Origin of the sequence: Kordiimonas sp. UBA4487, assembly GCF_002389025.1 — a bacterium.
Taxonomy (GTDB): Bacteria; Pseudomonadota; Alphaproteobacteria; order Sphingomonadales; family Kordiimonadaceae; genus Kordiimonas; species Kordiimonas lacus.
Genome location: NZ_DGNR01000002.1, coordinates 90,429 through 116,742, shown reverse-complemented (window position 1 = coordinate 116,742; position 26,314 = coordinate 90,429). Strand labels below are relative to the sequence as shown.

25 protein-coding genes are annotated in these 26,314 nt (G+C 57.1%); 12 read left to right on the top strand and 13 right to left on the bottom strand.

Annotation, left to right across the window (positions count from 1 at the left end; translation table 11 throughout):
* Positions 1 to 66: 66 nt before the first annotated feature.
* Positions 67 to 846 carry a M48 family metallopeptidase gene (locus B3Z17_RS00495; RefSeq protein WP_286828099.1) on the bottom strand — a complete coding sequence of 260 codons (780 nt, stop codon included), beginning with the start codon at positions 844 to 846 and terminating at the stop codon, positions 67 to 69.
* Between the two features lie 142 nt (positions 847 to 988).
* Here B3Z17_RS00495 and B3Z17_RS00490 point away from each other — a divergent pair, with 142 nt between their 5' ends.
* Together B3Z17_RS00490 and B3Z17_RS00485 are read left to right on the top strand one after the other, a co-directional pair.
* Positions 989 to 2,680: a molecular chaperone HscC gene (locus tag B3Z17_RS00490; RefSeq protein ID WP_286828098.1), complete on the top strand. Its 1,692-nt coding sequence runs from the start codon at positions 989 to 991 to the stop codon at positions 2,678 to 2,680.
* Entirely contained in the window at positions 2,677 to 3,912 is a 1,236-nt protein-coding gene (locus B3Z17_RS00485) for an RDD family protein (RefSeq protein ID WP_286828097.1), read from the top strand. The genes B3Z17_RS00490 and B3Z17_RS00485 overlap by 4 nt, the downstream gene beginning before the upstream one ends.
* Positions 3,913 to 4,004: 92 nt before the next feature.
* Here B3Z17_RS00485 and rpmF read toward each other — a convergent pair whose 3' ends face one another.
* Positions 4,005 to 4,190 carry a 50S ribosomal protein L32 gene (gene rpmF / locus B3Z17_RS00480; RefSeq protein ID WP_068152552.1) on the bottom strand — a complete coding sequence of 62 codons (186 nt, stop codon included), beginning with the start codon at positions 4,188 to 4,190 and terminating at the stop codon, positions 4,005 to 4,007.
* Positions 4,191 to 4,443: 253 nt separating this feature from the next.
* Between rpmF and B3Z17_RS00475 the strand changes: the two genes are divergently transcribed.
* From B3Z17_RS00475 to B3Z17_RS00430, 10 genes are all read left to right on the top strand, one after another.
* Positions 4,444 to 5,139: a hypothetical protein gene (locus B3Z17_RS00475; protein ID WP_286828096.1), complete on the top strand. Its 696-nt coding sequence runs from the start codon at positions 4,444 to 4,446 to the stop codon at positions 5,137 to 5,139.
* 15 nt (positions 5,140 to 5,154) lie between these two features.
* Positions 5,155 to 6,090, top strand: coding sequence for a 2-hydroxyacid dehydrogenase (locus tag B3Z17_RS00470; protein WP_286828095.1), 936 nt, complete (start codon positions 5,155 to 5,157; stop codon positions 6,088 to 6,090).
* A gap of 79 nt (positions 6,091 to 6,169) precedes the next feature.
* Positions 6,170 to 7,150 (top strand): calcium/sodium antiporter, encoded by a 981-nt coding sequence (locus tag B3Z17_RS00465; RefSeq protein ID WP_068304893.1) that lies wholly within the window; start codon positions 6,170 to 6,172, stop codon positions 7,148 to 7,150.
* Positions 7,150 to 7,908 (top strand): SDR family oxidoreductase, encoded by a 759-nt coding sequence (locus tag B3Z17_RS00460; protein WP_068304891.1) that lies wholly within the window; start codon positions 7,150 to 7,152, stop codon positions 7,906 to 7,908. Before B3Z17_RS00465 ends, B3Z17_RS00460 begins: the two co-directional genes overlap by 1 nt.
* A gap of 3 nt (positions 7,909 to 7,911) precedes the next feature.
* Positions 7,912 to 8,337 (top strand): dihydroneopterin aldolase, encoded by a 426-nt coding sequence (locus B3Z17_RS00455; RefSeq protein WP_068304888.1) that lies wholly within the window; start codon positions 7,912 to 7,914, stop codon positions 8,335 to 8,337.
* Between the two features lie 376 nt (positions 8,338 to 8,713).
* Positions 8,714 to 10,570 (top strand): excinuclease ABC subunit UvrC, encoded by a 1,857-nt coding sequence (uvrC, locus tag B3Z17_RS00450; RefSeq protein ID WP_286828094.1) that lies wholly within the window; start codon positions 8,714 to 8,716, stop codon positions 10,568 to 10,570.
* A 78-nt stretch (positions 10,571 to 10,648) separates the two neighbouring features.
* Positions 10,649 to 11,200: a CDP-diacylglycerol--glycerol-3-phosphate 3-phosphatidyltransferase gene (gene pgsA, locus B3Z17_RS00445; protein WP_068304881.1), complete on the top strand. Its 552-nt coding sequence runs from the start codon at positions 10,649 to 10,651 to the stop codon at positions 11,198 to 11,200.
* Positions 11,201 to 11,202: 2 nt separating this feature from the next.
* Positions 11,203 to 11,454 carry a molybdopterin converting factor subunit 1 gene (moaD, locus tag B3Z17_RS00440; protein ID WP_068304879.1) on the top strand — a complete coding sequence of 84 codons (252 nt, stop codon included), beginning with the start codon at positions 11,203 to 11,205 and terminating at the stop codon, positions 11,452 to 11,454.
* A 2-nt stretch (positions 11,455 to 11,456) separates the two neighbouring features.
* Complete coding sequence (locus B3Z17_RS00435) at positions 11,457 to 11,903, top strand: molybdenum cofactor biosynthesis protein MoaE (RefSeq protein WP_286828093.1); 447 nt, start codon at positions 11,457 to 11,459, stop codon at positions 11,901 to 11,903.
* Positions 11,904 to 11,928: 25 nt separating this feature from the next.
* Positions 11,929 to 12,435 (top strand): DUF6265 family protein, encoded by a 507-nt coding sequence (locus B3Z17_RS00430; protein WP_286828092.1) that lies wholly within the window; start codon positions 11,929 to 11,931, stop codon positions 12,433 to 12,435.
* A 92-nt stretch (positions 12,436 to 12,527) separates the two neighbouring features.
* Here B3Z17_RS00430 and ftsZ read toward each other — a convergent pair whose 3' ends face one another.
* The 11 genes from ftsZ to B3Z17_RS00375 all read right to left on the bottom strand — a co-directional run bounded on the left by ftsZ (position 12,528) and on the right by B3Z17_RS00375 (position 26,306).
* Positions 12,528 to 14,213: a cell division protein FtsZ gene (ftsZ, locus tag B3Z17_RS00425; RefSeq protein WP_286828091.1), complete on the bottom strand. Its 1,686-nt coding sequence runs from the start codon at positions 14,211 to 14,213 to the stop codon at positions 12,528 to 12,530.
* A gap of 74 nt (positions 14,214 to 14,287) precedes the next feature.
* The gene (ftsA, locus tag B3Z17_RS00420) at positions 14,288 to 15,550 is read right to left on the bottom strand and encodes a cell division protein FtsA (RefSeq protein WP_074519496.1); all 1,263 of its coding nucleotides are present in this window, start codon (positions 15,548 to 15,550) and stop codon (positions 14,288 to 14,290) included.
* 22 nt (positions 15,551 to 15,572) lie between these two features.
* Positions 15,573 to 16,349, bottom strand: coding sequence for a cell division protein FtsQ/DivIB (locus B3Z17_RS00415; RefSeq protein WP_068304867.1), 777 nt, complete (start codon positions 16,347 to 16,349; stop codon positions 15,573 to 15,575).
* Positions 16,346 to 17,284, bottom strand: a complete 939-nt coding sequence (gene murB, locus B3Z17_RS00410) for a UDP-N-acetylmuramate dehydrogenase (RefSeq protein WP_333698347.1) — start codon at positions 17,282 to 17,284, stop codon at positions 16,346 to 16,348. Before murB ends, B3Z17_RS00415 begins: the two co-directional genes overlap by 4 nt.
* A 1-nt stretch (position 17,285) precedes the next feature.
* Positions 17,286 to 18,695 (bottom strand): UDP-N-acetylmuramate--L-alanine ligase, encoded by a 1,410-nt coding sequence (gene murC / locus B3Z17_RS00405; RefSeq protein WP_068304864.1) that lies wholly within the window; start codon positions 18,693 to 18,695, stop codon positions 17,286 to 17,288.
* A complete protein-coding gene (gene murG / locus B3Z17_RS00400) occupies positions 18,692 to 19,804 on the bottom strand; it encodes an undecaprenyldiphospho-muramoylpentapeptide beta-N-acetylglucosaminyltransferase (RefSeq protein ID WP_068304862.1) in 1,113 nt (370 codons plus the stop codon). The genes murC and murG overlap by 4 nt, the downstream gene beginning before the upstream one ends.
* Positions 19,804 to 20,955: a putative lipid II flippase FtsW gene (gene ftsW / locus B3Z17_RS00395; RefSeq protein ID WP_068304858.1), complete on the bottom strand. Its 1,152-nt coding sequence runs from the start codon at positions 20,953 to 20,955 to the stop codon at positions 19,804 to 19,806. The genes murG and ftsW overlap by 1 nt, the downstream gene beginning before the upstream one ends.
* Positions 20,952 to 22,316: a UDP-N-acetylmuramoyl-L-alanine--D-glutamate ligase gene (gene murD / locus B3Z17_RS00390; protein ID WP_286828089.1), complete on the bottom strand. Its 1,365-nt coding sequence runs from the start codon at positions 22,314 to 22,316 to the stop codon at positions 20,952 to 20,954. Before murD ends, ftsW begins: the two co-directional genes overlap by 4 nt.
* 7 nt (positions 22,317 to 22,323) lie before the next feature.
* Complete coding sequence (gene mraY, locus B3Z17_RS00385; protein WP_068304855.1) at positions 22,324 to 23,400, bottom strand: phospho-N-acetylmuramoyl-pentapeptide-transferase; 1,077 nt, start codon at positions 23,398 to 23,400, stop codon at positions 22,324 to 22,326.
* Complete coding sequence (locus tag B3Z17_RS00380) at positions 23,390 to 24,838, bottom strand: UDP-N-acetylmuramoyl-tripeptide--D-alanyl-D-alanine ligase (protein WP_286828087.1); 1,449 nt, start codon at positions 24,836 to 24,838, stop codon at positions 23,390 to 23,392. Before B3Z17_RS00380 ends, mraY begins: the two co-directional genes overlap by 11 nt.
* A 4-nt stretch (positions 24,839 to 24,842) precedes the next feature.
* On the bottom strand, positions 24,843 to 26,306 hold the full coding sequence (locus tag B3Z17_RS00375; RefSeq protein ID WP_286828086.1) for a UDP-N-acetylmuramoyl-L-alanyl-D-glutamate--2,6-diaminopimelate ligase: 1,464 nt from the start codon (positions 26,304 to 26,306) through the stop codon (positions 24,843 to 24,845).
* Between the last annotated feature and the right edge of the window lie 8 nt (positions 26,307 to 26,314).

Sequence of the window (26,314 nt, the reverse complement as noted above, 5' to 3'; positions counted from 1 at the left end):
TGTCCCAAAATGTGACAAAAGATTACCAAACAGACAAGTTAACGAATTGTTTTTATTAAACTTTTATCATTTTCGATAGTGTGAAAGATACTCTGGCATGCGTTCTTCGAGGCGGGCGATACGCTTGTCGTCCGATGGGTGCGTGGACAGGAAGGTTGGCTGTTGGCCACCGCCTTCCTTCAGGGTTTTCATGCGCTGCCACAAGCGAACAGAAGCACGTGGGTCATAGCCCGCCTTTGCCATATAGATGGCGCCAATGTGATCCGCCTCCAGCTCCATCTTGCGACTGTGGGGCAACTGGACGAAGCCAGCCGTGGCAAGTGACGCCAGCCCAACAGCCATCTGGGCCGTTTCCTGGTCCTCTGTGGAGGCACCAACAGCCACACCCGCGCCTACAATCAACAGATTCTGCATCTGCGCCCTGCTCATTTGTTCCGCGCCATGGCGCAATACCGCATGCGCAATCTCATGCCCGATAACGGCCGCGAGTTCTTCGTCTGACGTGAAGCTGTCCACCATTTTCTTGTAGATGGCGATCTTGCCCCCTGGCAACGCCCAGGCGTTCAAAACCGGTTCGTCAATCACGACGAATTCCCAGTCGAGGTCGGGCTTGTCGGAGATGGCAGCGATACGGTGGCCGATCCGCTGCACGCGTTCAGCCAACGCGCCACTGGTTTGGACCGAGGCCGACTTCTTGACCTCCTTCATCGCCTCAAGCCCCAGGGCTGCGTCCTGGCTGGGCGGAATGATGATAAATTGGGACCTGCCGGTTACTTCGTTGGTGGTCATACAGGCTGACGCTGTTAACAGGCCAGTCGCCAATAGCATTCCCTTGATCATTTTCATTTCGCTGTCCTCCGCCTTGGTTGTTTGAAGCATTATCACACACGATCATTGACACGCAGATGTCGTGAAAACACTATGCCAGACATTATGCCCATGGCTTTGGCCCACTCTAATCCCTGAAACAACAGGTTGTGAAGCTCGTATGACAATTATCGGAATTGATTTGGGAACCACCAATAGCGCTTGCGGCTATTGGCAGGATGGTGAAATCAGGCTGATTCCCAATCGAAGTGGGGATTATCTGACACCGTCGGTGGTGGGATTGGACGGCAACAATAACGTCATTGTGGGCAAGGTTGCCAGAAACCGGTTGATAACACACCCGGACAATACAGTGGGTGTCTTCAAGCGCCTTATGGGCACCAATCATCAGGTGAGCCTTGGCAAACGACGCTTCACTGCAACAGAGCTTTCAGCCTTTGTCCTGAAGGCCTTGAAGGAAGATGCAGAAGCCCATCTGGGCGAGGAAGTGACCGAGGCCATCATCAGTGTCCCGGCCTATTTCAACGACAACCAACGCCATGCCACGAAACAGGCTGGTGAAATCGCGGGCCTGACCGTGCGCCGCCTGATCAATGAACCGACAGCAGCTGCTTTGGCGTATGGACTGCATGAGCGGGCGGAAGGCATGTTTGTCGTGCTGGATATGGGCGGAGGTACTTTTGACGTCTCCATTCTGGAATATTTTGACGGCATCATGGAAGTGCATGCCAGCGCAGGCGACAACTTCCTGGGCGGAGAAGACTTTTTGGAGGCCATGGTTGTCAGCTTCTGTAAAGCCGTGGATGTCGATAAAGACAAGCTTGGAAAGTCTGAGCTGCAGCAGCTTTATGATCGCCTTGAGCAGATAAAAAGGAAAATCCACACGCAGGACAGCATGCTGCTGGAAATGGAGCTGCGCGGCAAGCAGGTGCAATTCGAGGCCACACCGGAATGGTTCAAGGAATGCACCCTGCCGCAACTGATGCGCGTGCGCCATCCCATCGAGCAGGCACTGCGTGATGCGAACCTGCGCGTTGCCGACGTCACTGAAGTGCTGTTGGTTGGCGGCGCCACCCGCATGCCTGTGTTCAGAAACATGGTTGGTACTTTGTTTAAGCGGATACCAGCAGGTCACCTTGACCCTGACCTTGTGGTCGCCATGGGCGCGGCTGTGCAGGCCGGATTGAAAGCGCGTGACAAGACGCTGGATGATGTGGTTCTGACTGATGTCTGCCCCTATACGCTGGGGACTGAGGTGGTTGACCCATCCGGGTCCGGTAAACCCGGCTTTTTCCTGCCACTGATCGAGCGCAACAGCGTCGTCCCAACCAGCCATGTCGAGACCCTTATGACTGTCTCGAAAAACCAGCAGCGTATGGAGGTAAACGTCTTTCAGGGCGAACACCGGCTGGTGGAACAGAATGTCTTTCTTGGCTCCGTCTCCGTAGCCGTACCAAAAGGCGCTGCGGGTGAGCAGACCATTGATGTGCGCTACAGCTACGACATGAATGGACTCTTGGAGGTAGACGTCAAGGTTAACAGCACGGGTCAGGTTATCAACCATGTGATTGAGCAGTCGCCCGGCGCTCTGTCGCAGGAAGAAGTTGAGAAATCGCGGGCACGGCTGGCAGGCCTCAAGTTTCACCCTCGCGAGAAAGAGGAAAATCTGGTCCTGATTTCCCGTGCGGAAAAGCTTTACCTTACATCCCTTGGCGAAATGCGGACCTTGGTTGGGCGCTACCTGTCTGAATTCGAGAGTGTGCTCGACACCCAGAAAGAAACGGAGATTGCCAAGGCGCGGGACCGGTTCAGCGAGGTCCTAGACCAGCTGGACCCGGGTAGCATTTTATGACATTCCCCTGGTCCAACCTGGGCATTGAACCCACTGAAAACACCCGTGACATCAAGAAAGCCTATGCGCAGCGGCTGAAGAGCACCCGACCGGATGAGCATCCAGAGGCGTTCAAAACCCTTCATGACGCCTACAAACGAGCTCTGCAGTTGGCTGAGCTCGGCGATGCACCGGAAGACGACTGGGACTGGGATACGCTCGATGGCGGCGATGAGGTCCCGCAGCTGGGGCAAGAGGCCGACCGACAAACACTTGAACTTGATACTGAAGGAGCCGAAGGTCCTGTAAGAACGGTTGATGCTCATGACAGCGGGAACGGCCAGCCCGCTGCCGTTACGGCCCAGAAAGAGAAACCTGCCATCGACGAGGCTGCTGCCACCAAACTGATGGAGGAGACGAAGGCGTTGCTGTCTACCAACCCGGACCTCCACCAACTTGCAAAGTGGCGCTTCATTGAAGAAGAGCCCCAGATGCTGGATGAGAGCTTCAGGGCTGAGGTTGGCGACAGGCTGTTGGCTCACATCATCAAACATCAGGCGGCCCAGATGAAGTTGCGGGGTGACCAATGGCACCTCAAGGTAGGCGAACCGATCCTCGCCTACCTCAATCGGCAGTTTGGCTGGTCCTACCGCTATTATGATCTTCTGAATAAGTTCGATTATGACGAGATAGACTTTCTGCGTGACCTGCCCGCTGCCCCGCCACAGCCCAAGACTGAGGCATTCGGCATCAAAGGGGGCAATAAGCTGCACAAGCGCAAACCGCGTGACCCGCACCGTCCACAGTCGGGTCCCACCTACCCCTTTATGCGCCTGGCTGCCATGGCCATCGATTTAGCCATCATAGCCGTACCAATGATTGTCATTGCCAAGCTGTCCGGGCTCAAAACTGAAGCCGAACACACAGAGGTCGCATTTATTGTCTATCTTGCGCTGGCCCCCGCCTTTGAGGCGTCCCGATGGCGCGCGACCATCGGCAAACGCATCATGGGCCTTCAAACACTGACCAGCAAGTTGATGCAGATGAGCTTCTTTGATGCCTGTTGGCGGTCGCTTGTGCTGGCGGGCTGCATATGGGGGCTCCAATGGCTCAACGACCAGTGGGGCAATCCGGTCTCGGATTTTGCCGCGGTGATTTGGCCGTTTATCATCTGCAGCTGGATCGCAGGCGGTCGTTACCCGCATGACCTGTTGTCATTCACAGTCGTCCTGAATCGCGGCAGAACCCGATAGGACATGCTTCTCACATCAGGATTTCAGGCAAAGAAAAACCGGCCGCTCAGATGCTGAGGGGCCGGTTATTTTCTTCAGGAGGAAGCTAAGGCTTAGAAGTCGCCTTTAGGCTCCAGAATCTGCTTACCACGGTACATACCTGTTTTCAGGTCGATGTGGTGACGCAGCTTGTACTCGCCAGTGTGCGAGTCTTCCTGGTAGTTAACCGCCTTAAGGGCATCATGCGAACGACGCATACCACGGCGAGACGGGGTAACTTTTCTCTTTGGAACTGCCATTTTTCTAACCTTTTCACTCGCCGGGGCCAACGGATGGCACTGCCGGGCTGTTCGTTCGGGCCCACGAAATCCGTGAACACCTTGATTCGAGGCGCGCAACATAAGGTGAGCGCCTACAAAATGCAAGGAAAACACGCAACTTTTCGAAAGCGGCCTTGCTTGGGCGCACAAATAGTTGATTCCCCAATGCTTTTCAAGCGGACTTTTCAATATTATGACCTAATTGAGGGTTAGGGAATTAAGGGGACTGACCATGCGCATACTTCTGGCAGCAATAATTATGGCTTCAGGGCTGGCCCAACCAGTGGTGGCTGAAGACTATCTGGTCACACAATACCGCGCAGCACCGGGCAACTTCCCTGCCCTTTTGGACCTGTTCACCACGACCGACCTGACATTCTATAACGGCAGCCGGCCAATCCTGATGCGTCACAGTCAGGGCAATCATTGGGACCTGATGGTGCTGACCAAGTTGAACCCGGCGTGCGAAAAGCAAGCGCCCTGCCAAACCATGCAGGAAAGCCTGAATCATACGGCCGCAGCGCTGGTGGACTTCGAACACCGCTTCACTGCGCGTTCAGGCACCAACTGGGAAATGATCCTGGAGCAGAACAAGGGCGCTGGCCTATACCACATTGAGATGTTCAACGCCGCAGCAGGCAAACACGAAGCCCTCCTGCGCCAACGTCGGATGGAAAATGAGTATCTTGCCAAAACCGGACAAGTGACCAATGTCATCTTCACTGTAACAATGGGGTCAGATGTGGACGCCTTCACCATCGGCTTTCATGAAAGCCTGAAGACATTCGCCGAAACCCCCGATCTGCCTGTGGAAGCATTTGAAAAGGCAGCCGTGGAAGCAGGCTTCAAGAACAGGGCGGATATCAGCTTCCACCTGAGGGAGCTGATTGTGGGCCACCACGACACGCTGGCGACCAAAGCGAACTAGGAGCAAGCAAGACCAATGACACGCATTTTGTTTTATCTGGACGACTATCCCCACGATATCTGGCGCCAGTGCATCCATGCCATTGATCCCACGGTCGAATTTATGGGCAACCCGGATTGGGGCAGCCCCGATGATGGCGATGCCTATGCTTTCGTGTGGGAGCCCGAACCCGGCCTGATCGCCCGCTACCCCAACATCAAAGCTGTCTTTTCCCTGGGGGCTGGGGTTGACCATCTGACGCGGGACCCCGACCTACCGAAGGGCATGCCCATCATCCGCATGGGCGATGAAGGCCTCAAGGAAGGCATGGCCGAATATGTGCTGATGAATGTGCTGATGCATCACCGGCAAACGCCGCAGCTGTTGGCGGCCCAGCGGCAGCGTCACTGGAAGCGGGTCTTTTCGCTTGCGGCAAAAGACGTGCGCGTGGGCATCCTGGGCTACGGTGCACTTGGCCAACGGGCGGCCCAAGCCCTTAAGCCGCTCGGCTATAATATCGCCGCCTGGTCCCGCAGCCCGAAAGACGATGAGCTGGTCACCCACTTCACTGGCATGGACCAGCTCAATGACTTTCTGGCAAGGACGGATATCCTTGTAGGCCTGCTGCCGTCAACCAAGGAAACCGAGGGCCTCCTGGACTTTGACCGCCTGTCACGCCTGCCTGAAGGTGCAAGCGTCATCAACGCGGGGCGCGGTAGCCTGATCGTGCTGGATGACCTGATGGCGCTGCTGGACAGTGGCTATATTTCGGGCGCGTCGCTGGATGTATTCCCTGAAGAGCCCTTGCCGGCCGATCACCCCTTGTGGGGCTATGACACAGTGATCATCACGCCTCACAGCGCAGCCATCACCCGCCCCGATACGGCAGCGGATTATGTTCTCAGGAACATCAAACGGATAGAGAATGGGGAAGAGCCGGAGAATTTGCTGGATACAAATCTCGGTTACTGACTTTCTTTTGGGGAAATGAATCCCTATATAAGCCGAAACGGCGTGTTTGGGGCCGGGTAATAAAGGATTCGATCACCGTATGGCTTACATTCAAGTTGTTGCCGGACTGGTATTGTTGGTAGTTGCCGGCGACTATCTCGTGCGTGGCTCCGTATCGCTTGCCCGCCGTGCCGGCGTTTCCAAGCTGATTATCGGATTGACGATCGTCGCCTTCGGCACCTCTGCGCCTGAGCTGGTGGTTGGCGTGGATGCGGTACTGAATGACGCGCCAACCCTCGCGCTCGGTAACGTCGTCGGCTCCAATATCGCCAACGTGCTGTTGGTGGTTGGCCTGCCTGCCCTGATCGCGCCAATGGTCTGTTCTGCGCCGCGCCTTGGCCGCAACCTTGTCTTCATGCTTTTCTCCACCGTGATTTTCATGGCCATGGCCTTTGGCGGTGTATTTGATTGGACCCAAGGGCTTATCCTTCTAGCCTTCCTCGCCCTTTTTATCGGTTATTCGATTGCCCGGCGGAAAGCCTGCCCCATTGAAGCCGCCAAAGAGCTTGAGGAAATGGAAGAGCTTCAGCAAAAGCCTGACAGCTACCGCCTGGCGACCACCTTCGTTGTCCTTGGCCTTGTCGGCTTGATTTTTGGCGCAGACTTGCTGGTGGCAGGTGCGGTTGAAGTCGCACGCGACTTCGGCGTATCAGAAGCCGTCATCGGCCTGACACTGGTTGCCTTGGGCACCAGCCTGCCGGAGCTCATCACGGCCCTTGTCGCCGCCGTGCGCGGCCACTGCGATGTTGCTGTGGGGAACGTGATCGGCTCCAACATCTTCAACCTCTTGTCCATCATTGGTGTCGCCTCATTGGTGGGCCCCATTCCGGTCCCCGACAGCTTCCTGCAGGTAGACCTTTGGGTGATGCTTGGCGCATCGCTGTTGCTGGTGCCATTTACCCGCGCCCGGTCCCATGTGGGCAAAAAGGCCGGCGCCGTGATGGTGCTGCTATATGTTTCCTACGTGGTTTATCTTGCGCAATCGGCTGAGAGTGCCAGCGCAATGGGCATGACCCTCTGATGCGCGCGCCAAGGACAGCCCTTGTTACCGGTGCCAGCCGCCGCATTGGGCGTGCCATAGCCATGGACTTGGCCGCTTATGGTTTTGATGTGGCCGTGCACTACCACGGATCAGAGGAGGAAGCCGAAGACGTTGTCGCCAATATCGAGGCCTATGACGGAACAGCTGTCGCCGTGAAGGCTGACCTATCGGATGCGTCCGAAACAGCGGGGCTGGTGGCTGCGGCTGAAGAGGCACTTGGGAAACCACTGACGCTCCTGGTCAATAACGCGTCCCTTTTTGAGAAAGACGAGGCCCAAACCTTCAGCGCTGAAGCATGGGATGCCCATCAGGCCGTTAACTTGCGCGCACCCGCCATGCTGGCGCAGGCCTTCGCAGAGCGGCTTCCTGAAGGAGCCAAGGGCACGATTATCAACATGATTGACCAGCGCGTGTTGAAGCTGAACCCTCAGTATTTTTCATACACGGCATCCAAATCTGGCCTCTGGAGCCTGACACGAACCATGGCGCAGGCCTTTGCGCCAAACATCCGGGTCAACGCCATAGGCCCTGGCCCGACACTCAAGAATACGCGCCAAACCGCTGAAATCTTTGAAAAAGAAGCGACAAGCACCCCTCTGGGACGTGGTCCGGACCTGGAAGAAATTTGCGCCGCCGTGCGTTTTCTGCTTGAGAGTCCGTCGATTACAGGGCAAATGCTGGCTTTGGACGGTGGCCAGCACCTGGCTTGGCGTACGCCGGATATCCTGGAGGACTGAGTAATGTCGCACGATGACGCGCTGGTACGATCCAACATACTGCACCTGCCCTTTGCGGATGCAGCCCGCTCTGTTCGTCATGTCTTTGTCCGCGACTATGTCACCCAGGCCGAGATCGGCGTCTGGGAACATGAAAAGGATACCCGCCAGGCAGTCCGCATCAATGTGGACCTTTCGGTTGCCGAAACAGCCGAGCATCACGACGACCAACTGGCGAATGTTGTTTGCTATAACGACATCGTGAACAAGATCCAGGCCATCATCAAAACTGGCCATATCAACCTTGTTGAAACTCTGGCTGAGAAAATTGCCGAAATGGCGCTTGGCGACGACCAGGTTATCGCTGCCCGAGTGAAGGTTGAAAAGCTTGAAGCGGTCGAAGGTGCGGCGAGCGTCGGCGTTGAAATCGAACGCCACAAACATCCTTAACCAATTAGTAACAATTGGACTTTTTCGCCTCATGCGTGCCCATCGCACGGGTGAGTTTTGCACATCGAATCAACAGCTGCCATAATGGCTGCCACCAAACAACAAGACAAAATTGTTATGGTGAAAATTAAGTGGTTGACTGGTCCACATTCATTATAAATCAATGACTTAGCGTTTTTGCCCAAAAATTAGGCAAAAAGGAGAAACCCTAGTGTTACAGCGATGTTGCACTTGCATCTACGGTTTTTCCCACAAACTTATCCACAGGTTCGGTGGAAATCTTTTAGACGAATCAAAATGACAAAATCATGTCATTGATTCTCCTGTCTCATTCCGGCACAAGTCCATAAGGTGAACATTAGGGAATATAGTTTTCGTGGTTGAAACAACGCTGCAAATTGGCATCGACACCATCAAGGAACACCTGAAGACGGCACCCACCGCTCCGGGCGTTTACCGCATGCTAAATTCGCATGGTGATGTCCTTTATGTCGGCAAAGCGAAAAACATCAAAAAGCGTGTTACCAGCTACACGCAGGAAAACCGCCTGACGGTTCGCCTGATGCGCATGGTTTCTGCCACTACGGCCATGGTTTTCGTCACTACGCGCACGGAGGCCGAAGCGCTCCTGCTTGAGGCATCGCTGATCAAGCGGTTCAAGCCCCCGTTCAACGTGCTCCTGAAGGATGACAAATCCTTCCCCTATATTCTGCTGCGTCAGGACCATGAATGGCCGCAGATCACCAAGCACCGCGGCGCCCGCAAGCACAAAGGCCTCTATTTCGGGCCCTTCGCCAGCGTCTCGGCAGTGAACCGCACCCTGAACACGCTACAGAAGGTGTTCCAGCTTCGCTCCTGCTCTGACGTCACACTTGAAAGCCGCACGCGTGTTTGCCTGCTTTATCAGATCAAGCGCTGTTCCGGGCCTTGTGTCGGCAAGGTTGGCCGCGAGGAATATGACGATATGGTCGGGGAAACCCGGGCTTTCCTCGAAGGCCGCACGTCCGGCATCCAGAAGAAATTTGCTAACGCCATGCAGGAAGCCAGCGACGTGCTGGACTTTGAAGTAGCCGCGGTGTTCCGTGACCGGCTGAACGCCCTCACCCACATCCAGAGCCACCAGGCCATGGTGAACGCGATGGTGGATGAAGCCGACGTGATCGCGGCAGAGGAAGTCGCCGGAACCGTGGGCATTCAAGTATTCTTTTTCCGTGCGGGGCAGAACTGGGGCCACCGCGCCTATTTCCCCAAGCATGACAAAAGCGAAACTGTTGAAGATGTGCTGGCTGCTTTCCTTGCCCAGTTTTACGACAACAAGCCTGCACCCCGCCTGATCCTGCTGTCACATGAGGTTCCGGACCAGGAACTGCTCTCAGACGCCCTGACAGCCCGCATGGAGCGCAAGGTTGCCATTTCTGTACCCGCCAGAGGCAAGAAAGCAGAGGTTATTGGTGAGGCCCGCCGTAACGCCCGCGAGGCACTTGAGCGCCGCCTGGCGGAAACCGCCAGCCAGACCAAGCTGCTACACGGTGTGGCGGACCTGTTTGGGCTGGATGCCCCGCCTGAGCGGATCGAAGTTTACGACAACAGCCACATCCAGGGAACCAACGCCCTCGGCGGTATGATTGTTGCCGGGCCTGACGGCTTCATGAAAAACAGCTACCGCAAATTCAACATCAAGTCCGACGAGACAGCTCCGGGCGATGATTTTGCCATGATGCGCGAGGTCATGCGCCGGCGTTTCAGCCGCCTTCTCAAGGAAGATGCAGACAAAGGCCGTGGCCATTGGCCTGACGTGCTGCTGATTGACGGCGGCAAAGGGCAACTTTCAAGCGTGATGGAAGTACTGGAAGACCTCGGCGTGTCGGAGGATGTGTGTGTGGTCGCCATCTCGAAAGGGCCTGACCGAAACGCGGGACGGGAGCAGTTCCACATGCCCGGCCGTGACGCCTTCATGCTGCCGGAAAATGATGCTGTGCTCTATTACCTGCAGCGGCTAAGGGACGAAGCCCACCGGTTCGCCATCGGCAGCCACCGGGCGCGCCGGTCAGGTGACATCAAGAAATCCCCGCTGGATGGCGTGCCGGGCATTGGCCCCAAACGAAAGAAAGCCTTGTTGCACCATTTCGGCTCGGCCAAGGCCGTGGCGGGCGCAGACGTACGTGACCTTGAGGGCGTAGACGGTATTTCCCGTGCCATGGCCCAACAGATTTACGACCATTTCAGGGATTGATTAAACTACACGCGCAATCATTGACGCCACCGCGGTTTGCGCTATTGTGGCGGCATCACCGCAAGCACAGGACAGCCCATGTGGACTTTGCCTAACATTCTTACAATGTCGCGGATTTTCGTGATACCGGTTCTCGTGGCATCCTTCTTTATGGACCAGCCGCTGGGCAGCCATGTGGCTTTTGCCACCTTTACCCTTGCGGGCATAACGGATTTCTTTGACGGCTATCTGGCGCGCGCAACCGGCAGCGTCTCCAAGATCGGTGTCTTTCTGGACCCGATCGCTGACAAGCTAATGGTTGCAGCTGTAATTGTGATGGTGGTCTTTGCCGGCTGGGTATCAGGCCTTCATGTTATTGCCGCCGTCATCATCATGTGCCGCGAACTTCTGGTTTCCGGCCTGCGGGAATTCCTGGCGGGTGCCCAGGTCAGCGTACCGGTGACCATGCTGGCCAAATGGAAAACCACTGTTCAGATGTTTGCGCTCGGCGCGCTCGTGTGGTCCGAAGGGGCGCCAGAATTTGGCCTTCCGGCCCATGAACTCGGCATTGGCCTCCTGTGGATGGCCGCTATCCTAACCCTATATACCGGCTACGACTATCTGCGGGCTGGTCTTAAGCATATGGTGTAACCATGCAGCTTGTTTATTTTTCATGGATCCGCGAACGGGTCGGCAAATCGGAAGAGAGCATGCAACTGCCGGGTGATGTGAAAACGGTGGATGACCTGATCGATCACCTATGCAGCATCAATGAGGTCTACCAGGCCGCGCTTGGCAATAAGTCTGTCGTTCGGGTGGCGGTCAACCAGACCCACGTAAACCTGGACCATCCGGTCACGGATGCTGATGAAGTGGCTTTTTTCCCGCCTGTAACCGGGGGCTGACCATGGCCCGCATTTCGGTTCAAAGAGAAGACTTCCAGATCGCTGACGAAATCGCGGCTCTGAGGGGTGACCGTACCGACATGGGCGCCATCGTCACTTTCACAGGCACCGTTCGCGATATAACGGGTGAGCTGAAGGCCATGACGCTGGAGCATTACCCTGGCATGACCGAAGCCGAACTCGGCCGTGTAGCCGATGAAGCGGAAAAACGCTGGCCGCTTGTGGGCTGCCGTGTCATCCACCGCTATGGTCGGCTGGAACCTGGCGACAATATTGTCTTGGTCATCACCATGAGTGCCCACCGGCACGCTGCCTTTGAGGCCGCTGATTTCCTGATGGATTTCCTGAAATCCCGGGCGCCTTTCTGGAAGATGGAAGAAACCGACAATGGCGGCCAATGGGTCGATGCGAAGGAAAGTGATACAGACGCTCTCAAGCGCTGGGATTAGAAATTCGGAACAGGTGGAGGCTGGAATGAAATTTATAATAACTGCTCTCGTGTTATTGCTTGCCTACCCCAGTCCCTCTGCCAAGGCGGAAGGTCAAACCCTTACCTTCACCGACGGCATGACGTCACCGCCCGCCACCCTCGAAGATGCAGCTTGGCTCGCAGGCTTGTGGCGCGGCGAAGCGTTCGGTGGCCAGGTGGAAGAAAATTGGTCCCCACCGCTTGGCGACAGTATGGCCGGCGCCTTCAAACTGGTGTCGGACGGCAAAGTGGATTTTTATGAACTTGAAGTCATCCGGGAAGTCGGCAACACGCTGATATTGCAACTCAAGCATTTCCACGGCGACCTCAGGGGCTGGGAAGAGAAGGATGAAACCGTCGACTTCCCGCTGGTGAAAGTGACTGAAACTGCGCTGTATTTCGATGGCTTCACCATTGAGCGCGTGAGCAACGATACCATGAACATGTATGTCCGGATCAAGGAAGGCGAGGTTGAAAGGGATGTGCTGTTTGCCTACCGGCGAGTGAAGTAGGCTTCCCGACGCTCCCCCCAATTCGCGAGTTCAGGCGTCAAAGAAAAAGGCCGGGATGTCCCGGCCTTTCCTGTTCTGGCTGATACCAGTCTTTATTGGTTGTTCTGACGCCGCAGGAAGCTTGGGATTTCAAGCTGGTCTGTGGCCACTTTCGGTGCAGGCCGCTCGTCCGGGTCAACGCCGCCAACAGCAGGAGCAGCTTCTTCCGCCGCCGGTGCAGCCTCTGCCGTCTGACGACCTGCATCATTTGATGGTACTTCCGGTGCTACCGGTTCGTCAGTAGACCGCAGGCCAGACGTCATCAACTGGAATAGGCTGCGCTTCTGGGGCGCGGCATCTTCAGCCGTGGTGGGCCTGGCTGCTTCTGGCGCTGGCTCAGGCTTCGCTTCTTGCGCATTTGTATAAGCCGCTTCCTGGTATGCGCTCGGTTGGCGCATTTGCTGAGGGCTGGCCTTCGGCGTCATTGGCGCGTCAGCAATGAAGGTATCCTCACCTTGCGCCGCAACCGCCTTGGCTTCGATGTCTTCTTCCACTTCTTCATATGGTTCAGACATGGAATGCACCAGGTCATCTTCATCATCAACCTCCGGGTCCTCGGCAGCTTCCATCGATTGCTTCAACGACGACATAGCCGTGATGATATTGTCTTCATCTTCGGTCGCTTCCGCTTCGACCGGCTCTGCCTCAGTCTCAGCGGCTTCCTGTGTCACTGCTTCTTCCTGGCCAGCCTCAACTGCGGCCTCGGGCACCACTGGTGCTGCAGAAACCGGCTCTTCCGTCCGGCGCGGCACGGGTACCGAATATTCGCCTTCGCCGCCTTCGATGCCGGTGGCTACCACAGAAACGCGCAGTTTGCCTTCAAGGTCATGATTGAATGCGGAACCAAATACGATCAGCGCTTCCGGATCCACAAGGTCGCGTACCATATTCACGGCTTCATCAACCTCATACAGCGTCATGTCCATGCCGCCCGTAACGTTGATGATGACGCCCTTGGCTCCCTGCAAGCTTGCCTCTTCAAGGAGCGGGTTCGAGATAGCCGCTGCAGCAGCTTCCTGCGCCCGGTTCTCGCCTTCGGCTTCACCCGTCCCCATCATGGCTTTGCCCATCTCGGACATCACGGTGCGGACGTCAGCAAAGTCGAGGTTGATCAAGCCAGGCATAACCATCAGGTCGGTAATCCCGCGCACACCAGAGTGCAGCACATCATCCGCCATCTTGAAGGCGTCAGCGAAGGTCGTGCGCTCGTTCGCTACCCGGAACAGGTTCTGGTTCGGGATGATAATGAGCGTATCAACATGCTGCGCCAGTTCACTGATGCCGGCGTCCGCAATTTTCATGCGGCGACCACCTTCGAACTGGAACGGCTTGGTAACAACGCCCACAGTCAGGATACCGCGTTCACGCGCCCGCTTGGCAATCACTGGCGCTGCACCTGTACCCGTGCCGCCGCCCATACCGGCAGTGATGAAGGCCATGTGACAGCCATTCAACATCTCGTCGATGGTGTCGTGCGCTTCTTCTGCTGCGGCCTGGCCGATTTTCGGCTGTGCGCCGGCGCCAAGGCCCTGGGTGATCTGCACACCCAATTGAATACGGTTGTCGGCTTCAGCGTTTGCAAGCGCCTGTGCGTCTGTGTTGGCAACGACAAAGTCAACGCCCTGCAGCTGCGCCCTGATCATGTTGTTGACGGCATTACAGCCCGCGCCGCCAACGCCAACAACCGCGATTTTCGGTGTCAGCTCTGTAAGTTCTGTGTGTTCAAAATCGATAGACATTGCCCAATACCTCCGTTTGATATCTTTGTATCCTGCGACGGCTGTGTTGGCCAGCCTGCAAGCGTTTCTGCCCGTTAAAAATTGTCCCGAACCCAGCGCGAAAAGCGGCCAAACGCCCCCCGCGTGGGTACTGATGATTTCTCTTGTTTCTTTTTCATGGTTTCCAAAACCGGGCGCCGCGCACCGTAAAGCAGCAATCCAACGGCCCCCGCGAATGTTGGGGCCTGCGCCGCTGCTGGCAGCCCGTCAATCAGTTCAGGCCGTCCGACCCGAACCTGGCGCCCCAATACCCGGCTGGCCAGGTCCCGGATACCTTCCGTTTGTGCCACACCGCCTGTCAGCACCACACGGCGCCCGGCCACACCAGAAAAGCCGGATGCATCCAGGCGTTTGCCGATGGTGGAAAACAAAAGCTCCAGTTCTTTCTGGATAACGCCAGTCAGTGCGCTTCTGGGCTGGCGGGCAATGGCGTCATCGCCGCCTTCGCCCACTTGAGGCACCTCAATTTCGAGCCGTTCGTCTGCAGGATCAACTGCGGCCGCACCATTGAAAGTCTTCAGGCGCTCGGCATGCTCGAACGGTGTCAGCAGAGACCGGGCAACCTGCTCGGTGATCTGGGCGCCGCCGATGGGCAGCACTTCAGCATGCACAAGCGCACCCTGGGCGAAAATGGAAATGCTGGTGGTGCCCGCGCCAATATCAATGGCTGCGGCCCCCATTTTGGCTTCGTCCGCCACAAGGGTAGCCAGGCCTGAGGCAAATGGGGTCAACACCACGCCTGCCACATTCAAGTGCGCCCGGCGTACACATGCCTGCAGGTTCTGCAGTGGGCCGTTCGAAGCCGTGATCACATGCAGTGCCACACTCAGCTTCTTGCCGTACATACCCGTAGGCGCCTTGACGCCAAAATTACCGTCCACTGCGAAAGCTGCTGGGAATGCATGCAGGATTTCGTCTTCATCGACATCAACCTGTTCACGCGCCTTGGCAACCGCACGGTCAATGTCAGACTGGCTGACAGCATGACCGTCAACATCCACCTGGACTTCGATCACATTGCTTGTGGGCTCACCGCCCGAAAAGGACAGGAATACATCGCTGATGGTGGCACCGGCCATCTTTTCGGCCTGGTCAACCGACGCGCGGATGGCTTTTTCCGTCGCGTCCATATCAACCACAGCGCCCGCAGACACGCCGCCCAGGCAGGCCCGATTGCCAACACCGCGAACCCGCATGTTTCCATCAGCATCCACTTCAGCAATAAGGCAGGAAATCTTCGCGGACCCGACATCGAGCGCTGCGATCATTCCTTCCTGTGTGCCGTTCACTGCTTTCATGTTTTTTATACTCTCAACATCACTATGTTGCCCAACCGGTGCCGCTCATACGGCGGCGGCCTTCCGGTGATACCCTCAGCACCATGCGGTCAGACAGGCGCATATCAATGACATCGACTTCACGTCCAAGCAAGTGATACTCAGCCTCCAGTGACGCAAATTTCTGCCATGCCTCAGAAGCACTGTATTTGGCTGTCATCTCCGGGAGTTTTACCCGGATACCATTGTCAAAAATCATGTCCCAGCGGCGATCACCAACGCGTACCGCTGTGCGAACCCGGGACGAGAGTGCCCCTGCAGTATCAAGGAGGGTCTGCAGCTCAGCAATATAGTCTGCCGCACCGCTGCCTACGATCATCATCAGGTCAGAATATTCCACCAGGCCACGTTGGGTGATGATGGTACCTGTTTCATCAATCAGGCTAACCTTGCCACCCTTTTGCCAAAGCGCGTATGGCTGGCGTTCTGTCAACATCACCTTGAGGCCTTCAGGCAGGACCCGCGTAACTTTAGCTTCCTTGACCCAGGGCAGCAGCTCCAGTTGTTGGCGCATGGTCTCGAGGTTCATGGTCAGCAGCGGCACGCCGTCATCCACATCAAGGGCGGCCAAAACATCAGCGCGCTTGCTGCGTTCGATCCCCGAAATCTGCAAGTCACTGAGGACAAAGCCCGCATCGCGTGAGCGCTCTACCACCCAGGTTTCAACCATAGGGGCCAGCCAGGTGCCATAGGCCACTGCGGACGCAAGGAAGCCGAGCGTTAACAACAGTTTTCTGCGCTGGACAAGGACGGTCATCATGCGGTTCGTTGCTCCCCTTCTTTACGGCCTATGCGCCGGATTTCCCATTCCAGCTGGACGCCGGTTTCTTCCAGCACCTTGGCGCGTACAGCTTCGCCCAATTCTTCAATCTCGGCCGCTGTTGCCGTGCCGTGGTTCAGCAGGAAATTACAATGCTTTTCCGACACCTGGGCATCGCCGATGCGCATGCCCCGGCAGCCTGCCTGGTCGATCAGCTCCCACGCTTTCATGCCTTCCGGGTTCTTGAAGGTACTGCCACCCGTGCGCGTACCAATCGGCTGGCTTTCCTGGCGTTCTGCCGAGATTTCCTCCATTCGCACCAAAATGCTCGCAGGATCCCCTGTGCGCGCTTGGAAGGATGCGCGGGTAAAAATCAGGTCTTTGGTCTCCGGGTTTGACGACCGGTATCCGAAATGGAATTGGTCAGCGCGCAACTCGTGTTGGTGGCCGTAGCGGTCCACGCCGTGGGCGTGGATCAGCACGTCTTTGATCTCAAAACCGTACGCACCTGCGTTCATCGGCAGCGCACCGCCTACAGTACCCGGTACACCGACCATGAATTCAAGGCCTGTCAGGCCAGCTTTCTGGGCCGCACGTGCAACATGCACATCCATGGCACCCGCGCCGGCTCTCACCACGTCAGCGCGAACGTCAATCTGCGCGAAGGCACGGCCAAGCCGTATAACAATCCCCTCAACACCACCGTCACGCACCAGAAGGTTAGAGCCAACACCGATAACGGTGATCGGCACGAACCCCGGAACATGACGAAGGAAAGACACTAGGTCAGCTTCATCAGCGGGCTCGAACAAGACATCCGCTGGACCACCGGTTCGGAACCAGCTCAGGCGGGACAATGGCGCATTTTCAACCAGCCTGCCCTTCACATGAGGCAGGTTATCGATGAACGGCATATGTTTTTCCTGAGCAATCATCTTACGTCTCCAGCGCTTTTAGTGCGGTTGGCAAATCGTTGGCCCACTTGCTGATGGAGCCAGCCCCAAGGCACACGACAACGTCACCCGCCGAAACGTGGCGCTTGACGGCTGCGGCAAGGTCGCCTTCTCCATCAATGAAATCCACTTGGCGATGGCCGTGCACGCGCAGGCCTTCCACCAAACTGTCACGGTCAGCCCCTTCGATGGGCTGTTCACCCGCTTCATAAACCGGGGTTACGATCACCGTGTCGGCGTCGTTGAAGCAGGTACAGAATTCTTCGAACAGGCTTTTTAGGCGGGTATAGCGGTGCGGCTGCACCACAGCCACAACACGGTTATCGAAGCTTTCGCGTGCAGCCTTCAGAACGGCTGCGATCTCAACCGGGTGGTGGCCATAATCATCGATGATGGTCACACCGCCCACTTCGCCTGTTTTGGTGAAACGCCGCTTGACGCCACCAAATGTTTTGAAGGCAAGGCGAAGCGTCTCTTCGTCCACCTGCATCTCAAGCCCCACGGCAATAGCCGCCAGCGCGTTCTGGATATTGTGGTTGCCCGGCATCGGCAGGCTGAAGCCCGTTATGGTATGCACGTCGCCCGTTGCCCTGTCGCGTACCGCCACATCAAACGCCGCCACGCCCTTTGAAGCAGAAATATTCACTGCCCGCACGTCTGCCTGTGCCGACATGCCGTAGGTTACAAACCTGCGGCCCTGAAGGTGGCTGATCAGCCCCTGCACTTCCGGGTGGTCGACACACAGGATGGCCGCGCCATAGAAAGGCACACGGTCAAGGAATTGCTTGAACGCTTCCTTTTCAGCCTCGAACGTGCCGTAGAAATCCAGGTGTTCAGCATCCATGTTGGTGACAACCGCGATTGTAGCCGGCAGCTTGACAAACGTTCCGTCACTTTCGTCCGCCTCAACGACCATCCAGTCACCTTCACCCAGTACCGCGTTGGTACCGTAGCTGTTGATGATGCCGCCGTTGATCACTGTTGGGTCAACCTTCGCCGCTTCCAAGACAGCTGCCACCATCGAAGTTGTGGTGGTCTTGCCGTGCGTGCCCGCAACAGACACACACCACTTGAGGCGCATCAGTTCCGCCAGCATTTCGGCCCGACGCACAACAGGTATCGTTCGCTCACGCGCGGCCATGACTTCCGGGTTGTCGGCCTTGATGGCGGTTGAGACAACGAGAACCTGAGCGTTTTCAACGTTTTCGGCACACTGGCCAATCTTGACGGTGATACCCATTTTCTGGAGGCGCTGGACGTTGGCGTTTTCGCTGATGTCTGACCCCTGCACGCTATAGCCCAGGTTATGCATCACTTCTGCGATGCCAGACATGCCGATCCCGCCAATGCCTACGAAATGAACCATGCCAATGTCGAACGGAATGCCCTTCATTTTGGCGCCTCACTTTCTTCACTGATACTGACAACAATGGAAGCCAGGCGTTCGGCAGCATCCAGGCGGGCAACCATGCGCATACCTTCGGACGCATTCCTCAGGTCACTCATGTCTGTCAACAGATGCTCAAGCTTTTTTGCCAGCGCTTCCGGCGTGAAATCATCTTCCTGCATCACCCAGCCACCACCTGCTTCTGCAATCGCAGCTGCGTTTGCGCTTTGATGATCGTCTGCGGCGATTTTAAGCGGCACCATGATGGCCGGGCGGCCCATGGCCGCCAGTTCGGAAATCGTGGACGCGCCAGACCGACAGATTACCAGTTGCGTCCTGAGCAGAAGCGACCCGACATCCTCGAAATAATCCTGCACACGGGCACGCACGCCGATATCTTCATAAGCCGCAATCACACGGCCCACATCTTCCGGGCGGGCCTGCTGTGTCATCTCAATCCGCTGACGAATATCTTCCGGTAGCAGCGCGAGAGCGGCAGGCACAACGTCAGACAGGATGCGTGCACCCTGGCTTCCGCCGATCACGAGAAGTCGTACATCACCGAACCCAAGCGGTACGGCATAGGCAATGTTTGAAAGCTTGGCGATCAGCTGGCGCACTGGATTACCTGTGACTTCCGTATAGGCCCCTACTGGCACCTTGGCCGTATCCTGAACTGAAAGCGCCAGCACACGGGCATCTTCAGCAACAAAACGATTCACTCGCCCCAGCACTGCATTCTGTTCATGCAGCACAAACGGGATTTTCAGGCTGCGTGCCGCCAAAACGGCAGGCAGGCTTGGATAGCCGCCAAATCCCACCACCACAGTTGGCTGGGTCTTTTTAAAGCGGCGGCGCATCTGCAGCGTGCTTTTGAGGATACTCAGCACCGACCTGATCTTGCCAAAGATGCCGCCGCCCATATGGCTCGCGGTCTTGAGCACATGGCGGTCCACGTCCACGAGTGCATTTGAAATACTGTTACCGCGGGTGTCTGTCACCAGCGACACCTGATAGCCATCGCGCACCAGAACGTCAGCAACGGCTTCCGCAGGCATCATATGCCCGCCGGTGCCACCAGCTGCGAGAACGATATTTGGAGCGCGCATCAACATTACTCGGCAGCCCTCCACCCCATGGGGTCAGACCCCGGCCGGATAAACCGGTTGCGTTTCGTGAGCGCCAGCATCATGCCCATGCCGATGGCAAGCGCGAGCATCGAGGACCCACCATAGGAAATGAATGGCAGTGTCATGCCCTTTGAAGGCAACAGTGCCAAATTCACACCCACATTGATCAGCGTCTGCAGGCCAAACTGCATGATCAGTCCCGCCGCCGCCAGCAGGCGGAATGGGTTTTCCTCTTCGAGGAGATGTGCAAGGCCGCGCACCACAATACCGGCAAACAACACCAACAAGAGCACACAGGCAATCGCCCCGAACTCTTCGCCGACCACAGCAAAGATATAATCCGTGTGGGCATCAGGCAGGTGCAGCTTCACTGCGCCCTCGCCCGGCCCCTTGCCCAGCATGCCGCCAGCCTCGAAGGCCTCCATGGCCTTGTCGGTCTGGTATGTGTCACCGCTTGCAGGGTTGATGAAACGATCGATCCGGCTGGCCACGTGTGGCAACAGCGCATAGCCAACGCCAAGGCCCAGCACACCAACGCACCCGGTCAGAACCATCCACATCATGGGCAGGCCCGCGAGTGCCATCTGGGCGAACCAGACCGTGCTGATCAGAATTGTCTGTCCAAAGTCAGGTTGCAGGATCAAGAGGCTGACAACCAACAGATACAAACCAAGAGCAACCTGCTTAGCTGGAATCTTTTCGTCCGAAAAATGTGAGGACAGCACCCATGCTGTGGAAACGATGAAAAACGGCTTCATGAATTCACTGGGCTGCAGCGTGTAGCTGCCAATCTGCAGCCACCGGGTCGCACCCTTGATTTCAGGTCCGATCACAAGCGTTGCAAGCATCAGCACCAGCATCACCGGCAGGCCAATCACCGCCATGCGGCGCACCATGGTAGCTGACATCAGCGACACCACAAAAACGGTCCCGAGCCCCAACGTCATGAACACAGCCTGGCGTTTGACGAAATGCATGGCATCCAGGCCAAGGCGTTCTGCCACTGCCGGGCTTGCCGTCAGTGTAAGCCAGATACCCACACCGGCAAGTGCCAGCACAAGGGCCAGCATCCAGCGGTCAACGGTCCACCACCAGCGGGACAGGACGGAATTATCGGTGCGAGAGAAAGCGATCATTTGGCATCTCCCTGCATTAGCGCATGCACCGCAAGGCGGAAAGCCTCGCCCCGGGCTTCAAAATCCGTGAACTGGTCAAAGGCCGTGCAAGCGGGAGACAGCAGCACAACGTCACCCGGCTCAGCGTCTGCTGCGGCCTTCTGGACAGCGTCAGCCATATCGCGGCAATCCACATATGGGATAGTTTCGCCGAGGTCATGCACCAGCGCGTCAGCAGCTTCGCCCAAAAGATAAGCTGTTTTCACACTGCCGACAAAAGGAAGTAGCCCCGCAAAAGACTTGTCTTTCGGCCGGCCGCCCACAATCCAGCGAATGCTACGATAGGACGCCAAAGCGCGACTGGCAGCGTCCACATTGGTAGCCTTGGAATCGTTCACATACCGCACGCCATCAACTTCCCCGATCAGCTCCTGCCTGTGGGCAAGGCCAGGGAAGCTTTTGAAGGCCTCAAAGATGTCACGGGCTGCCAGGCCAAGTGCGCGACCTGCTGCATATGCCGCCGCCGCATTCTGCCAGTTATGGGCGCCCTTCAATGTGGGCAGACGTGTCAGGTCACCAACAATCTTTTGGTCACCACCTGTGTCATCCACCAGTTTGCCGTCAGCTACATAGACACCACCCGGCATCTCATTTGTGCTAGCAATGCGCACGATAGGCGCTGCGAGCGCTTCTGCCATATTTATGGTGGCAGCATCATCCTGCCCGACAATCGCAACGGCGCCTTTGGCTTGCATATCAAATAGGCGTTTCTTAGCAGCCGTATAGCCGGCCATATCACCGTGGCGATCCAGATGATCGGGTGTCAGGTTCAGAAGGATTGCCACGTCAGCCTGGAAGTTCTGCGTCAGGCCCAACTGAAAGGACGACATTTCGAGGACATACACGCCGCCTTCTTCAAGTGGATCAAGCGAAAGAACGCCACGACCGATGTTGCCGCCGATGGCGACCGGCAGACCGCAGCTGGCCACCATATGGCCAATCAGCGCCGTCGTCGTGGACTTACCGTTGGTGCCAGTGATGGCCACGGTGCGGTGAGCCGGCAGGCTTTCCCGCGCTGCCTGGAAAATATCGAAATCGCTGATCAACGGCACGCCTGCAGCCTTTGCCTTCTCCACAAGCGCGTGAGGCTTGGGATGCGTCAGCGGCACACCTGGCGCCAGCATCAGCGCGGACATGCCAGTGAAGTCCGCCCGGTACAGGTCTTTTGCGAAGCTGCCAACCTGATCGCGACGTTCCACCGTATCGTCCCATGCAAGGACGCGGGCGCCAGAGGCCGCAAGGGCGTCAACAGCTGCGATACCGGTTCGGGCCAGGCCGAACACGCCAACTATCTTGTCCTTATATGTTGGTGCCGTAATCAAGTCGCCCTTACCTCAGTTTCAGCGTGGCCAGGCCCGCAAGAGCCAGCACGATGGCAATAATCCAGAAGCGGATCACAATGGTTGGTTCCGCCCAGCCTTTTTCTTCATAGTGGTGATGCAGAGGCGCCATGCGGAAAACCCGCTTGCCTGTCAGCTTGAAGCTGATCACCTGGACAATCACCGAAATGGTCTCCAGCCAGAACAGGCCGCCGATGATGCCCAGCACGATTTCATGCTTGATCACCACTGCAATGCTGCCCAGCATGCCGCCAAGCGCCAGCGAGCCTGTGTCACCCATGAACACCATGGCGGGCGGCGCGTTGAACCACAGGAAGCCGAGGCCCGCGCCAATCATGGCAGCGCACAGAACGGTAAGTTCCCCTGCCCCGCCCACATAAGTGATACCGAGATAGTCGGCATAAACCGTGCTGCCAACCATATAGGCGATAAAACCAAGGGCGGCACAGGCAATGATCACCGGTACGATCGCCAGACCATCAAGGCCATCAGTCAGGTTCACGGCATTCCCGGCCCAGACCATCACTAGCATGGCGAAAGGCACATAGAAAATGCCCAGGTTCACCAGGAAGTTTTTGGCAAATGGCAGCGCAAGTTCCGTCCCGTCGGATGAAGAGAGCCACCAGGCCACACCGCCCGCGATTGCGAATTCAAGCAGAAGGCGGACCTTGCCTGACACGCCACCGGTGGTGCGTTTTGTTACCTTGAGGTAGTCATCGACGAAGCCGATCGCCCCAAAACCGAGGGTTACGATCATAACGGCCCAAACATATTTGTTGGAAAGATCAGCCCACAGGAAGGTGGAAATCCCGAGTGCCAACAGGATCATGAAGCCGCCCATGGTGGGCGTACCCGCTTTGGCAACAATATGGCTCTGCGGGCCGTCTTCGCGGATGGGTTGCCCCTTTTTCTGCTTGGTCTTCAACCAGCGAATGATCATCGGGCCAAAGATGAAACAGATGATCAGCGAGGTCACAACGGCCCCGCCGCTCCGGAACGTGAGGTAGCGGAACAGGTTGAAAATGCCGCCCTGGTCGGCGTATTGGGCAAGCAGATTATAAAGCATTGGCTACTCCCGCCACTCGCGTGGCGTCTTCCCGGATTTCCTGATTATTCTGCTCCAGCAGCAATTCAACGAACTTCGTAAGGCCAGCGCTGTTGGCACCCTTAACCATGACAGCGTCACCATCCCGCAAGTCGTTCACCAGTTGATTGACGCCCTCAGCAACAGAATTGCACGCGACTACGTCAACACCGGCCCTCTTGGCAACATTTGTGATCTCTGGTCCGAAAGAATAGATCTTGGACACACCAAACTTTTCGATGTCCTTGGCCAGTGTCTGATAGACCGCCTTGGCTTCATCGCCCAGCTCGCGCATATCAGCAAGCACAGCAATTCGGCGCCCGAACTGGCTGAGCGGCACCAGGGACAGGCGGCGCAAGGCGGCCTTCATGCTCAGTGAGTTGGCATTATAGCTGTCGTCCAGCAAGGTTGCCTGCGCGTAAGGCAGTTTCAGGGTGTGCGTGCGACCGCGCCCAGGTTCTGCCTCCAGAGCGGCCAGCGCCATCGCTGCATGGCCCAAGTCACCCCCGGCTGCCTTGACAGCCGCAAGCACCAGCAGGCTGTTCTGCACCCATTCGCGTCCTGCCTGGCCGATTTTATAGGTGATCGGTGTACCGGCGATCTCTGCGGTCAGGCAGGTACAATTGTGGTGTTCCGTCATACGAAGCGGACGGACATCCGCATCCCCAGTCACCGAAACAGTAACAACCTCATGGCCTGTTTTTTTGGCGAGCTCGACAAGCGTATGCGCATAGGGGTGGTCGATATTGATAACAGCAACGCCGCCATCCACCAGACCTTCAAAAATTTCGGCCTTGGCCCCGGCAATCGCTTCAACGTTCGAGAAGGCCTCTGTGTGTGCGGCGCCAACACCGGTGACAACCGCCACATGCGGGCGCACCAAAGTTGTATTGTGGCGGATTTGGCCCGGCCCGCTCATACCCAGCTCGAAAATGCCGAAGCGGCTGGTGCGGGTCATGCGGGCAAGCGACAAGGGCACACCCACATGGTTGTTGTAGCTTTTGATACTGGCGTGCGTGCTGTCCACCCGTTCAAGCGATTTCCTGAGCGCATGTACCACACTGGTTTTCCCGGCACTGCCGGTCACCGCGATAATCTTTGCTGGAGCCCTGCGGCGAGCTTCAGCTGCCATCAGGCGCAGCGATTCCAGCGTATCGGCCACATGAACAAGGCGTGTGTCGCCCAAGTCAAAACCATCCACGCTTTCGCTCACCAGCGCTGCAACGGCACCGCGGGCAAATGCGTCTGCCAGATAGCTGTGACCGTCCTCAAACTCGCCCTTCAGTGCCACAAACAGGTCACCAGGCATCACCTCACGGCTATCTGTCTGCACGCCGTCAGCGTACCATGGTCGCGCATTCAGGCCGCCACACATGGCTCCCAGTTCCGCCGATGTCCATAATGGCTCTTTAATAAACACTCTCTCAGCCCCCGCTTCCTGCACCCTGAGCGGTCAGGATTTCCCTGACCGTCATGATATCGGAGAAAGGCACCACGATCTCCCCAACCGTTTGGCCTTCCTCATGTCCCTTGCCGGCAACAATCAGCATATCGCCCGCATCAAGCGAGAGGATTGCTGTTTCAATTGCCTTTGCCCGGTCGCCGATCTCAATGCCTGATGTGCAGGCAACCTTGATCTCGGACCGGATGGCGGCCGCGTCTTCGCTGCGCGGATTGTCGTCGGTGATATACACCTCGTCCGCAAGCTCAGTGGCGATGGCCCCCATTTGTGGCCGTTTTCCGGCATCGCGGTCCCCACCGCAACCGAATACGACCTTCAATTTATTTGGTTTATGTGACCGCGCGGCCTTCAGGACCGTGCGCAGGCCGTCTGGTGTATGGGCATAATCTACAAACACAGCGCCGCCTGTGGCACTTTCGCCGATCAGTTCCATCCGGCCCGGTACACCTTCAAGGCTCTCAAGCGCCTTCATGACCAGGTCGGCGTCGCCGCCGCATACAATCACGAGGCCTGCAGCCACCAACGCGTTCTGGGCCTGGAAAGCCCCCACAAGTGGCAAGTGAACCCTGTATTCCTTGCCGCCGAACAAGGCGTCGATGGTTTGCCCTGTTGCTGTCACGTCCTGCCTGAGAAGGCGCAATACCGCTTTTTCGTGGAAGCCAACCGTCAGGATACGCAGGCCGCGCGCCCAGGCGATGTCTTCCAGTATAAGCCCCCAGGGATCATCCACATTGATCACGGCGCCCGCCCCAGGCGCCAGAAGTTCACCAAACAGGCGCGCCTTGGCATAAAAATAGCCCTGCTCCGTACGGTGATAATCCATATGGTCGCGCGTCAGGTTGGTGAAAGCCGCCGCCTGCAAGCGCACACCGTCCAGCCGGTACTGGTCCAGACCGTGGCTTGAAGCTTCAATCGCCGCATGATCCACGCCCTTATTTGCAAGCTCAGTCAGCACCTCATGAAGAGCCATCGGGTCCGGTGTTGTCAGGCCACCTGGGCGTTTCACGGAAGTTGAGCGCACACCCAGCGTACCAATGCTGGCCGCCTCGAATCCAATCGCCTGCCAGATCTGGCGCGTGAAATCAGCGACTGATGTTTTGCCGTTGGTACCAGTAACCGCCACCTGCGTTGCGGGCTGCGCCCCATAGAATCGCGCCGCCAACTCAGCATAGCGGCGGCGGGGGTTAGCGTCGTCTATAATGGGGACGCCTCCCCCCTCTACCGATGCTCCCTCGGTCGTCAGTATGGCGGATGCACCCGCCTTTATTGCGTCGTTGATGAACTTGCGCCCATCAACTTTTGAGCCCGGCAATGCAACGAACAGGTCTCCCGGTTGCACACGGCGACTGTCCACGGTCATACCGGTGATGGTTACATCCCCGGCCACGCGGCGTCCGCCCAACAGTTGTGCAAGCGTTACTGTCATTGCCCCTT

Coding starts and splice junctions, on each gene's coding strand:
- B3Z17_RS00495 (WP_286828099.1), bottom strand. CDS start 846: ATGAAAATGATCAAGGGAATGCTATTGGCGACTGGCCTGTTAACAGCG.
- B3Z17_RS00490 (WP_286828098.1), top strand. CDS start 989: ATGACAATTATCGGAATTGATTTGGGAACCACCAATAGCGCTTGCGGC.
- B3Z17_RS00485 (WP_286828097.1), top strand. CDS start 2,677: ATGACATTCCCCTGGTCCAACCTGGGCATTGAACCCACTGAAAACACC.
- rpmF (WP_068152552.1), bottom strand. CDS start 4,190: ATGGCAGTTCCAAAGAGAAAAGTTACCCCGTCTCGCCGTGGTATGCGT.
- B3Z17_RS00475 (WP_286828096.1), top strand. CDS start 4,444: ATGCGCATACTTCTGGCAGCAATAATTATGGCTTCAGGGCTGGCCCAA.
- B3Z17_RS00470 (WP_286828095.1), top strand. CDS start 5,155: ATGACACGCATTTTGTTTTATCTGGACGACTATCCCCACGATATCTGG.
- B3Z17_RS00465 (WP_068304893.1), top strand. CDS start 6,170: ATGGCTTACATTCAAGTTGTTGCCGGACTGGTATTGTTGGTAGTTGCC.
- B3Z17_RS00460 (WP_068304891.1), top strand. CDS start 7,150: ATGCGCGCGCCAAGGACAGCCCTTGTTACCGGTGCCAGCCGCCGCATT.
- B3Z17_RS00455 (WP_068304888.1), top strand. CDS start 7,912: ATGTCGCACGATGACGCGCTGGTACGATCCAACATACTGCACCTGCCC.
- pgsA (WP_068304881.1), top strand. CDS start 10,649: ATGTGGACTTTGCCTAACATTCTTACAATGTCGCGGATTTTCGTGATA.
- moaD (WP_068304879.1), top strand. CDS start 11,203: ATGCAGCTTGTTTATTTTTCATGGATCCGCGAACGGGTCGGCAAATCG.
- B3Z17_RS00435 (WP_286828093.1), top strand. CDS start 11,457: ATGGCCCGCATTTCGGTTCAAAGAGAAGACTTCCAGATCGCTGACGAA.
- B3Z17_RS00430 (WP_286828092.1), top strand. CDS start 11,929: ATGAAATTTATAATAACTGCTCTCGTGTTATTGCTTGCCTACCCCAGT.
- ftsZ (WP_286828091.1), bottom strand. CDS start 14,213: ATGTCTATCGATTTTGAACACACAGAACTTACAGAGCTGACACCGAAA.
- ftsA (WP_074519496.1), bottom strand. CDS start 15,550: ATGAAAGCAGTGAACGGCACACAGGAAGGAATGATCGCAGCGCTCGAT.
- B3Z17_RS00415 (WP_068304867.1), bottom strand. CDS start 16,349: ATGATGACCGTCCTTGTCCAGCGCAGAAAACTGTTGTTAACGCTCGGC.
- murB (WP_333698347.1), bottom strand. CDS start 17,284: ATGATTGCTCAGGAAAAACATATGCCGTTCATCGATAACCTGCCTCAT.
- murC (WP_068304864.1), bottom strand. CDS start 18,695: ATGAAGGGCATTCCGTTCGACATTGGCATGGTTCATTTCGTAGGCATT.
- murG (WP_068304862.1), bottom strand. CDS start 19,804: ATGTTGATGCGCGCTCCAAATATCGTTCTCGCAGCTGGTGGCACCGGC.
- ftsW (WP_068304858.1), bottom strand. CDS start 20,955: ATGATCGCTTTCTCTCGCACCGATAATTCCGTCCTGTCCCGCTGGTGG.
- mraY (WP_068304855.1), bottom strand. CDS start 23,400: ATGCTTTATAATCTGCTTGCCCAATACGCCGACCAGGGCGGCATTTTC.
- B3Z17_RS00375 (WP_286828086.1), bottom strand. CDS start 26,306: ATGACAGTAACGCTTGCACAACTGTTGGGCGGACGCCGCGTGGCCGGG.